The sequence below is a fragment of the Janthinobacterium tructae genome, from assembly GCF_006517255.1.
In the GTDB taxonomy this organism is placed as follows: Bacteria; Pseudomonadota; Gammaproteobacteria; order Burkholderiales; family Burkholderiaceae_D; genus Janthinobacterium; species Janthinobacterium tructae.
In genome coordinates, this window is record NZ_CP041185.1 from 2,693,401 (window position 1) to 2,704,359 (window position 10,959).

The 10,959-nt window shown below is 62.8% G+C and carries 14 protein-coding genes; 7 read left to right on the plus strand and 7 right to left on the minus strand.

All coding sequences use genetic code 11. The annotated features are described in order from the left end of the window. Positions 1-138 precede the first annotated feature (138 nt). From FJQ89_RS11775 to FJQ89_RS11800, 6 genes are all read left to right on the plus strand, one after another. On the plus strand, positions 139-606 hold the full coding sequence (locus FJQ89_RS11775; RefSeq protein ID WP_071076092.1) for a universal stress protein: 468 nt from the start codon (positions 139-141) through the stop codon (positions 604-606). Positions 607-771: 165 nt separating this feature from the next. Beyond that, positions 772-1,416, plus strand: coding sequence for a response regulator (locus FJQ89_RS11780; protein ID WP_034750556.1), 645 nt, complete (start codon positions 772-774; stop codon positions 1,414-1,416). Between the two features lie 325 nt (positions 1,417-1,741). Then, positions 1,742-2,548, plus strand: a complete 807-nt coding sequence (locus tag FJQ89_RS11785) for a Crp/Fnr family transcriptional regulator (protein WP_034750901.1) — start codon at positions 1,742-1,744, stop codon at positions 2,546-2,548. Positions 2,549-2,795: 247 nt separating this feature from the next. Then, positions 2,796-2,993: a hemin uptake protein HemP gene (hemP, locus tag FJQ89_RS11790; protein WP_071076091.1), complete on the plus strand. Its 198-nt coding sequence runs from the start codon at positions 2,796-2,798 to the stop codon at positions 2,991-2,993. A gap of 86 nt (positions 2,994-3,079) precedes the next feature. Continuing rightward, positions 3,080-3,406, plus strand: a complete 327-nt coding sequence (locus FJQ89_RS11795) for a hypothetical protein (protein ID WP_141170309.1) — start codon at positions 3,080-3,082, stop codon at positions 3,404-3,406. Positions 3,407-3,444: 38 nt separating this feature from the next. Continuing rightward, the gene (locus FJQ89_RS11800; protein ID WP_141170310.1) at positions 3,445-4,674 is read left to right on the plus strand and encodes a DUF2325 domain-containing protein; all 1,230 of its coding nucleotides are present in this window, start codon (positions 3,445-3,447) and stop codon (positions 4,672-4,674) included. Between the two features lie 15 nt (positions 4,675-4,689). On the opposite strand, the gene FJQ89_RS11805 is transcribed toward FJQ89_RS11800, so the two are convergent. Genes FJQ89_RS11805 through FJQ89_RS11825 form a run of 5 tightly spaced genes read right to left on the minus strand, consistent with a single transcriptional unit; the run spans position 4,690 to position 9,159 of the window. Further along, positions 4,690-6,054, minus strand: coding sequence for a sulfite reductase subunit alpha (locus FJQ89_RS11805; RefSeq protein WP_141170311.1), 1,365 nt, complete (start codon positions 6,052-6,054; stop codon positions 4,690-4,692). 13 nt (positions 6,055-6,067) lie between these two features. Further along, a complete protein-coding gene (locus FJQ89_RS11810; protein WP_141170312.1) occupies positions 6,068-7,096 on the minus strand; it encodes an FAD:protein FMN transferase in 1,029 nt (342 codons plus the stop codon). A gap of 26 nt (positions 7,097-7,122) precedes the next feature. Continuing rightward, positions 7,123-7,947, minus strand: a complete 825-nt coding sequence (locus FJQ89_RS11815) for a DUF4198 domain-containing protein (RefSeq protein WP_141170313.1) — start codon at positions 7,945-7,947, stop codon at positions 7,123-7,125. A gap of 10 nt (positions 7,948-7,957) precedes the next feature. Continuing rightward, complete coding sequence (locus FJQ89_RS11820) at positions 7,958-8,473, minus strand: DUF2271 domain-containing protein (RefSeq protein WP_034783417.1); 516 nt, start codon at positions 8,471-8,473, stop codon at positions 7,958-7,960. A gap of 32 nt (positions 8,474-8,505) precedes the next feature. Beyond that, the gene (locus tag FJQ89_RS11825; RefSeq protein WP_071076086.1) at positions 8,506-9,159 is read right to left on the minus strand and encodes a PepSY-associated TM helix domain-containing protein; all 654 of its coding nucleotides are present in this window, start codon (positions 9,157-9,159) and stop codon (positions 8,506-8,508) included. 263 nt (positions 9,160-9,422) lie between these two features. On the opposite strand from FJQ89_RS11825, the gene FJQ89_RS11830 reads away from it, so the two are divergent. Further along, positions 9,423-9,920: a pyridoxamine 5'-phosphate oxidase family protein gene (locus FJQ89_RS11830; RefSeq protein ID WP_141170314.1), complete on the plus strand. Its 498-nt coding sequence runs from the start codon at positions 9,423-9,425 to the stop codon at positions 9,918-9,920. Between the two features lie 109 nt (positions 9,921-10,029). On the opposite strand, the gene FJQ89_RS11835 is transcribed toward FJQ89_RS11830, so the two are convergent. Together FJQ89_RS11835 and FJQ89_RS11840 are read right to left on the minus strand one after the other, a co-directional pair. Continuing rightward, complete coding sequence (locus FJQ89_RS11835) at positions 10,030-10,305, minus strand: hypothetical protein (protein ID WP_141170315.1); 276 nt, start codon at positions 10,303-10,305, stop codon at positions 10,030-10,032. Between the two features lie 170 nt (positions 10,306-10,475). Beyond that, positions 10,476-10,865: a KGG domain-containing protein gene (locus FJQ89_RS11840; RefSeq protein ID WP_141170316.1), complete on the minus strand. Its 390-nt coding sequence runs from the start codon at positions 10,863-10,865 to the stop codon at positions 10,476-10,478. Positions 10,866-10,959 lie beyond the last annotated feature (94 nt).

Below are 10,959 nucleotides of genomic sequence, written 5' to 3' on the forward strand. Positions count from 1 at the left end.
CGATCTTTCTGCCAACGTTGTCTATACTGAAGGTGCAATAGTATTGATAATTATCAAGTCTTTACATGAATACCATGCTGCCGCCGCGCCTACAATAAGGGGCGTTGCACGCGCCGAGTCACCGCCAAAGGACCTGCCATGTATAAGAAAATTCTGATCGCCACGGACGGCTCCACCGTCTCCAACCTGACGGCCTGTGCCGGCGTTGCCTTTGCCGAACAGATGCAAGCTGACATCCTTGCCGTGTACGTGGCGCCCGAGTACCAGTACCCGGTGTACATCGAAATCATTCCACCCAGCTATCCCAGCGAAGAGGAGTACCGCATCGCCATGCGCAAGGCGGGAGCCGACCACTGGCAGCCCATCCTCGACGCGGCCGCCAAGCGGGGCCTGGAAGCGACGGGCCTGACGGCCTTTTCCGACAGTCCGGCCCTGAAAATCGTGGAAGTGGCGCAATTGCAGCACTGCGACCTGATCTTCATGGGCTCGCATGGCCGCAGCGGCTGGGGGCAATTGCTGCTCGGCAGCGTGACCAACAAGGTGCTGTCGCACTCGAAATTGCCGGTGCTCGTGCATAGGCTGATCAAGGAACCCCCATCAAAATAAGGGGTCACATGGCCACGCAGGCCGCCGCATCCCGGTGCGCGGGTAAAAGGCAACACTGCGGCCTTTTCAGTTAAAATGACAATGTTTCTCGTTTCTTAACATTAACACCTGGCCGGCCGCCACGAAACGGCCAGGACACATTACACGCTTCCGGATTGCGCGCCTATGATACGTATTGTGATTGCCGACGACCACACCATCATGCGGGAAGGATTGAAACGCATCCTTGACGGCGCGCCGGACATCGACATCGTGGGCGAAGCCATCGACGGCTTTGAGGTACTCAACCACGTCCGTCAAGGCGGCTTCGACCTGTTGCTGCTCGACCTGTCGATGCCGGGCCGCAGCGGCGTCGACCTGATCCGGCAAATCCGCAGCGAAGCGCCCAAGCTGGCCATCCTGATCCTCACCATGCACGAGGAAGAGCAATATGCGGTGCGCGCCATCCGCGCCGGCGCGCAAGGCTATCTGACCAAGGAAAGCGCGGGCACCCAGCTGGTGGGCGCCATCCACAAGGTGGCATCGGGCCGTCCCTACATCAGCGCCGAGGTGGCAGAGCAGCTCGTGCTCAACATCATGATGCCGAATGAAAGCCTGCTGCACAAACAGCTGTCGGACCGCGAGTTCGAAGTCTTTTCCCTGCTGGTGGCAGGCAAGTCGATCACGGAAATCGCCAACAATCTTCACCTGAGCGTGAAAACCGTGAGTACGCACAAGACACGCATCATGCAAAAGATGGGCATGAGTTCGCTATCGGAAATGGTGCAATATGCGGTGGCACACCGCCTGCTATCCCCCTTCAAGACCTGAGCTATCCACGCGCGCGCGTAGGAACAATCCTACATCAACTGCCACAGCTCCTACTGCCATATTCAGCCACTGCTGATATTAATTGCATACGGTTGTTGGCATACTGAAACCAGTCATCAAGTTGCTGGGAAGTTATTTCATCACACACCAAGTCTTCAGCGCATTGAGATTTACCCGCCTGGACGCGCGCCGCCCCATCCTTGCCCGCCGCCCTGTGCACCTTGTCATTCAACTCTGAACTACCTGTCACCAGGAGATGAACATGCTGTCCACGCAAACGCCTGAAACCCGCGCTGCCGCCACGTCGCTGCCCCCCTCCTCGCCGATGGAAGCGGGGCGCCAGCGCCAGGGGCGGCTTTGGTCGAACCTGAAGGAGGTATGCGACCTGCTGCATATCTCCAGCGCCTGCACCATCGCCGCCGATGAACTGCTGTTCCAGCATGTGCAATTCAAGACGGGCCAGCGCGTGCACACCATCGGCCAGCCCTTCGACACCCTGTACATCGTCAATTCGGGCTTCCTGAAAACCGTGCTCATCGATGAATTCGGCAATGAGCAGGTACTCAGTTTTCCCATGAAGGGCGACATGCTGGGCGTCGACGGCATCCACTCGCGCCATTACTCCTCGGAAGCGGTGGCGCTGTCCGACTGCGACCTGATCCTGCTGCCGTTCAAGAAGCTGACGGCGCTGGGCCGCGTGCACCTGGAACTGGAAAATGTCATGTACGGCGTGATGAGCCGCGAACTGGTGCGCGAGCAAGCCATGATCGGCATGCTCGGTGCCCTCAGCGCCGAAGCCCGCGTGGCGCGCTTCCTCGTCTCGCTGGCCGACCGCTTCGCGCAGATGGGCTACTCGAGCAAGCTGTTCAACCTGCGCATGACGCGCCATGAAATCGGCAGCTACCTGGGCCTGACCCTGGAAACGGTCAGCCGCACCCTGTCCGCCTTCAATGAAATCGGCCTGATCTCGGTCGACCAGCGCACCATCGGCATCAAGGACCCGGACGCCCTGAAAACCCTGCGCCGCCTGCCGCCCTCGCGCTCGCGCGCCAAGCAGCTGGCCGCCGCCAAGCTCAAGGCCGACACCACGGCGGCCGCCACCGCCTCGGCGCAATTGCTGGCCACGATTTAACGCCAGCCGATTCCTTCAAGCTTGGCACAGGCTTGACCCGGCCAAGGCACACCGCCTTGCCGGGTCTTTTTTGCTGTCCGGCCCTTCTCCCGCCCGCTGGCGCCACCGCGCGCCACGCACACGGCACGCCCCTCCCCGGCAGTCAAAAAAAAGCCTGCATCGGGCACAAATAAGCCTTGCTTTTCGGGCCACATTCAACAATAATGCAAATACGAATCATTCTCAACTGAGACAAAGAAAGCCCAACATGCACAGCTCAAAACCAGCCTTGATCCAGGATGCCGCTACTGCCCACGTCCGTCCTCCCGTCAGCATGGCCCAGCCGGCGCGCCGCATCACCAGCGAAGCGCTGCTGCAGCAGGGCCGCGAAGTGGAAATTGAGCACAGCGGCAAGATCTATCGCCTGCGCGTTACCCAATTGAACAAGCTGATCCTGACTGCCTGAAGCAGCACGGCAGCCAGTCACCACACTCGCCAGCCAGTCGCGCCCCGTGCGCGCAGCCAGCCAAACCACCCGCACAGGAGTGTTTGATGGCGAACGACCGACCTTCCCCGATGTTTCCTTCCCCGCAAGGCCAGCAGCCTGAATTGCTGCTGTCGGCCGTGCTGCACCTGATGTCGCACTACCATGCGGGCAGTCCCTGCGAGAAACTGGCCGGTGTCATCGAACGCCATCTGCAAGTGCTGTCCAGTTCGCCCGGACTGGGTCCCGTATTGCAAGCGACCTGCCAGCAACTGTCGCAGCAATGGGCCACCCTGGTGGCGCTGCACCGGCCCGCGCCGCCGAAGACCACCTTGTTCGAGCGCCTGGCACGCCTGCTGAGCGCCAGGCGCCCTGCCTCGCCCCTGCCGCAATAATTTCTCTTCAACACCCCACCGCCTAACAGGATATCGCCATGTGTGACAAAGACCAGTCCCTGCCCGTGATCAGCAATTGTTCCAGCGGCGAGGCCGAAACGGCCGCGCTCGCTTCGCGCCGCCGCCGGCTGTGGGAACTGTCGCACACCTGCCATTGTCCGCTGGTCGGCGTGGGTTTGCCATTGGGCTACCTGCGCAAGCTGGTGGGCAAGATGACGGGTGGGCGCGTGCTGGCCGACGACTACGAAGTGCATGTGGGCGCCGTGACGGAATGCGGGGTGCGCAACCGCCTGTCCGAAGCCCTGCAAAAGGAACTCGAACGCCGCTACGCTCCCGTCATCCTGCGCTTTCGCGGCGCCAAGACCACGGAGCAGGTAGCGCAACTGTGGCGCACGGCCGTCGCCAACGGCGACGTGTCGGGCGCCTTCTGGGCCGGCCTGACGCACCCGCGCTGCGACGCCGAGCTGGAAGAGCAAATGTGCCGCGATTTGCACATGATTCAGCACCAGGCCGGCGCCTGCGTGCGCGCCGACATGGGGAAATTTACCGCCTTGCAGGAAGAAAATGCGCGCCTGACACACGAACTGGCCAAGCTGCAACAGCGCAGCCAGGCCATGCTGATGGAAAAAACGGGCGAACTGGAACGCCAGGAAGCCGTGCTGCTGCGCACGCGGGCCGAATCGATTGGCAAGGATAGCGTGATCGATGGCTTGCGCTTTGAGCTGACGCAATTGCAGGCCGCCATCCCGGCGCTGGAATCGCGCACGCGCCTGCTCGAACGCCTGGCGCAAATGGATGAGCGGGAGAAAGAATTACGCCAGCAAATCGCGGAATTGAAGCAGGCCCAGCCACGCCCGGCCGCCGCCGTGCCGCCACCGGCGACTAAGCTGGAAGTGCCGACGGGCGGCAAGCTGAAAATGCCGATCCGCCTGGTCGATCAAAGCGTCTTGTGCGTGGGTGGCCGCAGCGGCAATGTCGCTACCTACCGCGCCCTGATCGAGCGGGTCGGCGCGCAGTTCGCCCACCACGACGGCGGCCTGGAAGACAATGCCAACCTGCTCGATTCGAGCCTGGCGGCGGCCGACCTGGTGATTTGCCAGACGGGCTGCATCAGCCACAGCGCCTACTGGCGCGTCAAGGATTATTGCAAGCGCACGGGCAAGCGCTGCGTCTTCATCGACAACCCCAGCATTTCCAGCCTGGCGCGCGGCTTGCAGGAAGTGAGCGGCGAGATGGAAGCGACGCCGCTGGCCGCGCTCCAGCCGTAAGCAGCCCCTTCTGTATTAATACACGTCGCGCCGGTAGCGCCCCTCGGCAGCCAGCGCATCGAGCGCGGACCGGCCCAGCATCTCCTGCAGGGCCTGGTCGACGCCGCCGGCCATGCCGGCCAGGCTGCCGCAAATGTAGATGGCCGCGCCTTGCTGCAGCCACAATGTGATTTCATCGGCATTGCCGCGCAGGCGGTCTTGCACGTAGGTGCGCTCGGCCTGGTCGCGCGAGAACGCCAGGTCCAGGCGCGGCAAGTCACCGCTGGCGTGCCAGCCTTCAATTTCTTCGCGATAATGGAAATCGTGGGCCGCGTTGCGCTCGCCAAAGATCAGCCAGTTGCGCCGCTGACCCGCCAGCACGCGGCTTTTCAAATGTCCGCGCAAGCCGGCGATGCCGCTGCCGTTGCCGATCAAAATCAAGGGCCGCTGGGCATTATCTTCCAGGCGAAAGCGTTTGTGCTGGCGCAGGCGCAATTGCAGCACCTCGCCCACTTGCGCTTGCGCCGTGAGCCAGCCCGAGGCAAGGCCCAGGCTGCCATCGGGATGCGCATGCTGGCGCACCAGCAAATGCACGCGGCCATCGCGCGGAATCGAAGCGATCGAATATTCGCGCGGTTGCGATGGGTCGGCCGGCGCGGCCACTTGCACCAGGTCGCCCGACTGCCAATCCGGCAAGCTGCCTGACACAGGCGCCAGTTCCACATGATAGATGGCGCCGCCCGCGCTGCCCGGATTGAGCAACTGCCGCTGCATCAATTTCCAGTCGCCGAAGGCGGGGGCGCTCCAGTCGGGCGCGTCGCTGGTGCCGGCCAGGTGGCTCAGGTGCTGGAACCATTGTTCGATGGCGGCGCTGGCGCTGCGGTCGACCTCGATGCGTTGAAACAGGCGCGAGGCACCCTGCGTGGCAAGCCAGGCATCGAGCGCGCGGCCGAAGCCGCAAAACTGGCCATAGCTGCGGTCGCCCAGGGCCAGCACGCCATAATGCAATTGCGGCAGCGCCAGTTCGCCCGTCATCAGGCGGCCCATGAAGGCGGCCGCATTGTCGGGCGCATCGCCTTCGCCATATGTGCTGACCAGGAACAAGGCCCGTTCCGCTTGTTGCAGATCCATGGCCGTGAGTTCGGCCAGCGCGCACAGGCGCACGGGGATGCCGGCCAGCTGCAAACTGTGCGCCGTTTGCGTGGCCAGCTCCTCGGCATTGCCCGTCTGGCTCGCATACGCCACCAGCCAGGCGGGATGGTTGGCCAGCGCAGCCCTGGCGGCAGCGGACGCGCGGCGCTTGGCGCGCGCGCGCAGCCAGGGCGCCAGGCAAACGCCCGCGTAGCTGAGGGACAAGGTGGCCAGCAAGGCCAGCCGCGTCGTATCGTGCGTAAAAATCATGGGGAATAAATGTTCATTCGTCGAGCATGGCCAGCATGTGGCTGCTCAGCGTTTCGTGGTAGCCATCGCCGTCGCGCTGCAGGAAGCGCGCGGCCAGGCCCTGCTCTTCGGCCAGCGCCATGCCGGCGTCTGGTCCCAGCACCGTCAGGGCCGTCGACCAGGCGTCGGCCGCCATGCATTGCTGATGCACGACAGTGACGGAAGCGAGTTGATTGGCGATCGGCATGCCGCTGCGCGGATCGATCGTATGGGAAAAACGCACCGTGCCGTCCTGGAAGAAACGCCGGTAGTCGCCCGAGGTCGCCACGGAGAGGCCGTGCAGCGCCAGCAACAGTTCCGGCGGATGCTTGGCGGCATCGGCGCCATCGACCTGTTCCAGCATGACCCACCACGGCTGGCCATCGGGCTTGCTGCCGGCGCCGCGCAGCTCGCCACCCACTTCGACCAGGTAATGGTCGATGCCCTGGCTGTCCAGGTAACGGGCCAGGCGGTCCACGCCATAGCCCTTGGCCACGGCCGACAAATCGAGTTGCAAGCCACCGGGCTGGCGCGCGCGGCGGGCCGGCAAGTCCAGCTGCAGGCGGCGGCGCTGGCGCTGCGACAGCAGCAGCGCCAGCGTATCGTCTTTCGGCGGCAGGAAGCCCGGTTCATCGTAGCGCTCGCGGGGGCCGAAGCCCCACAGGTTGACGAGGGCGCCCGCGCACGGGTCGTACGCGCCCCCGGACGCTTGCGACACGTGCATGGCAAAGCCGAGCACCTCGCAAAACGCGGCGGGCAGGCTGTGCCAGCTGCCCGGCTCGGCCCGGTTGAAACGGCCCAGGTCGGACGCGTCGCTCCAGTGGCTCATTTGCGCCACGACCAGGTCCAGCTGTTGCTGCAAGCCCTGCTGCAGGTCGGCGCTACCGGCGCGTCCCGGCATGGTGGACTCGACCAGGCGCACCGACCAGCTGGTGCCCATGGTCAAGCCGCGCAAGTCCCGGATCGCGGCGCCGGGCGGCGCGACCTGATCGGAAATATGCTGCGGCAGCAGGACCCGGCGCATCGGCGAGCTCGTGAAGAGGCCGCCGCTTACTGCGGCAGCACTTCCACGGTGGCCGCGTAGGTCATGCGGCGCTCGGGCATGGCTGGCGGCTGGCCGGCCACGGCCGGTGTGGCCGCCGGCCAGGTGCTGCTCAGGTAATACATGCCTGCCGCTGGCACCGTAAACGTGATCTCGCCCTTGGCATCGGTGCTCTGGCGGATTTCACCGAGCACACCACGGTAGCGCACGCCGCCTGGCACCAGGCTGAAGGCCTGGTTCGCCGCCGGCTTGCCGTCGACCAGGAAACGCCAGGTGGCTTTTTCGCCCGCGCGCAAGTCGTTCGGGTGCGTCACCGGCACGAATTCCAGGCCCACGCCCGTCGGCTTGAACACTTCCGTGCTGGTTTCGCCATTGCTGAAGAAAGTTTCCAGGCGGCTGGCCGTGCGCGTGATTTTCACGTCTTGCGCATCGGCCGGCATGTCTTTCTTGAAGGTTTCCTCGTTGCCGCGGAAACGCTTCTGCTCGCCATTTTGCTTGTAGCTGGCCATCACGTTTTGCGACACGATGGCCGCCTTGTACGTGCCCGGCTTTTCCATTTTCACGTCGAAGACGCTGCGCAAGCGGCCCGTGACGGTGTTCGCCGGCGCCACTTTCGCGCCATCCGGGCCGGTCACTTGCAGCGCGTCCAGGCGCAGCGGCTGGTGGTCGATCTCGAACAAGCCATCGGAGACGGCGGCGTCCACCGTCACCCAGGCGTCCTTGCTTTCCACCATCGTGCTCGATGGCACCATCCAGCCGCGGTGGGCGTGGGCGTTCATGGCCAGGCCGGCCAGGGCCAGGGCGATCAGCGGTTTATTGAATTGCTTGAACATGATATGCGCCTTATGGTTTGAGTTGGACGACGACATTGCCGAGTTCTTCCTTGCCTTTGGCAGGAACGGACTGGGCCGACTTCAGCGGCCACTGGAACGGCACGCGCACCAGTTCGCGTCCACCCGCTTCGCGCGCCGCTTCCACCACCACCTGGTATTCACCGGCCGGCAGCTTGTCGAGCAAGGCCTTGGCACCGGGGAACGTCAGCGTATGTTCGCCCGGCGCACGCGTGGCGCCGCTGACGCCGTCGACGGGCATGGCCAGGTCGCGGCCGCTCTTGCGCCACCATTGACGCATGTCCTTCAGCCATTTCTCGCCTGCCTTGTCCTTCTTTTTCACGTCATACAGCACCGTCAGGTTGCCGACGACCTTTTGATCGGCCGTTTCCAGCCACGCCGCCACGTAGGGACGGTGATATTCCGCCACGTTCAGTTGCGGAATCTCAATCTTGAGGGCCAGGTCGGCCGCCATCGCCGACGTACCGATCAGGGGAAGGCCAAGCGCCAGGGAGTAGCGTAATTTCATGGTGTGCCTGTAAAAAGGAAAAATAAAAACGATCAGTGAATAAACAGCAAGGCGATCGCGCAAGGTATCAAGATACCGAGGCCAACCATCGGCCAGGTAAATGGCCGGTTGGCCGCGTGGAACTTCAAAATCAATAGCCCCGTCAGGCAAAACACGATGCAGGCGCCGGCAAAAATGTCGATGAACCAGCTCCAGGCCACGCCCGTGTTGCGGCCCTTGTGCACATCGTTGAGCCAGGATACCCAGCCCCGGTCCGTCAATTCATATTCGGCGGCCCCGTCTTCCAGGCCGATGCGCACCCAGGCGTCACCACCCGCCTTCGGCAACGGCAGATACACTTCGTCGACGCTCCATTCGGCGGGACGGCCGCCCGCATTGAGCGACCATTGCTGCTTGAGCCAGGTTTCGGCGGCGGCCGGCATGGGTGCATTGGCGCCATCGTGCTGGGCGGCATACGCGGCCAGTTGCGTGACCAAAGGGGCCGGCAATGTCGCCTGCTGGCGCGTGATCGCCGGCTTGGCTTCGATCTGGCCAGCGTGGTTCAGAGTGATGCCGGTGATAGCGAACAGAAACATGCCCAGCAGGCAAAGCGCTGAGCTGATCCAGTGCCATTGATGCAAGTTCTTCAGCCAGACGGCGCGGCTGGCGTTATTCTTGGCCTTGTCTGCGGCGCCCGCATTACCCATAGCTCGCTCCCGGCAATGAGCGGGCCAGGTGGCGCGACAAGTCAGTGTGCTTCATTCCCATCCTTCAATCAAAGTGCATGCTGATATTTTCAAACAAATGATAATGATTATCATTTATTAAGTCAATACATGGGGCACCTCGCCGGGTCAGCGTTTTGTAACAGCTTTGAAACAAAGCTGGCCTGCTACGTAAGCTGCCGTACAGAGCAGCATGCAGCACCCGCCTATGCTGTTGTTCAGGACAACCAACAAGGGAGCACCCCATGCAATCGTATTCCAGCGAACAACTGGCCAGCATCGCGGCCAGGATCAAGGACGTCAAATTCGGCATGCTGACCACCAGCGACGACATGCGCACCCTCACCAGCCGGCCACTGACGCAGCAGCAGGTCGATAATGAGGGACAAATCTGGTTCTTTGTCTCGGACGAGGCCGCCTACACGCGCGACTTGCTGAACAATCCGCAAGTCAATGTCAGCTTCGTCGACACGGGCGACAGCCTGTATGTGTCCGTCTGCGGCCATGCGCAGTTGCTGAAGGACCGCGCCAAGGCGGAGGAATTGTGGAATCCGCTGATGAAAGCCTGGTTCCCGGGCGGACTCGACGATCCGAAACTGTCGCTGATCAAGGTGACGATCCAGTCGGCCGAGTATTGGGATAGCAGCGCCAGCAAAATGATGCAATTCTATGCAATGGCCAAGGCGGCCATCACGGGCGAGCCGCCGAAGGATCTGGGCGAACACGGCCGGGTCGAGCTGTAACAGAGCCTTCCTGATTGACGCGCGCGCAGGCAGGCATGGCCAGCCGGCGTGCGCGAACACGCCTGACGGCTGACCCTGCAGGGATGATCAGACAGCCAAGAAGGGCAGCTCAGACCCCTGTACTGCCCGTGGTATCGGGTGCATCGTCAGCGCTCTGCCGGCTCTGGCCTGCGGAACCGGACTGATGATGGGGCAAGCGGTCGGCGCGCCGTACTTCGCCGATGGAAAACAGATCGTCGCCGATATCGAGACCCTGCTCGCTATCGACCAGCACAAAGTTCTCGGCCGACTCGGCCGTACTTTGCTTGTTGCCCGGCGTGGACGGCATGGACGGCGTGCCGCCCTGGCTATTGCCGGGCTGCGGCGTAGTGGAGTTACCCATCATATTCCCCCTGATCGTGAGTGCGAGTCGATTGCAGCTTGACTGCGGCTTGGCCATCGCCGGCGCCGCTACTTCATCATAGTGCATGCCTGCTGCATTGCATCAAAATTTTGCGACTGGCCGGCGGCAATGCACGATTCCCGCCGGCCAGACTGCCTTGCTACGGCTTGCGCTTACTTGTTGCGCGAACCGGACGAGCCCGACCCTGAACCTGAACCTGAGCCGCCGCTTTGCTTGTTACCACTGTCGCGGTTGCCCTCCTGGTTCATGCTGGCATTCTCACGCGAGCCGCTGGAGCTGGAGCTGGCGGCACTTTGCCGGCTGCCATCGTTCTTGTGGCTTTGGCTGCCTGCGCGGCGCGCTTCTTCCGACGTGAATTCATGCGCCGTGCCCTTTTCATGCGCTGCACGTCCGCCTTCGCTGGCGATTTCGCGCTGCTGGGCAGGGTCCATGGAAGCGAAGCCACGCTTGCTGGTATCGCTTTGCTTGTTGCCGCCGCTGCCGCTACTACCACTGCTGCTGGCTTTACTACCTTGCTGTTTATTGTCGCTCGATGTGGCCATGATGATCTCCTTGATCAATGGAATCAGAAACAGTGCAAACCATGCAATTCTTCCCTCTCGCACGGCAAGGGAACCCTCATCTTAGTGCGCACAG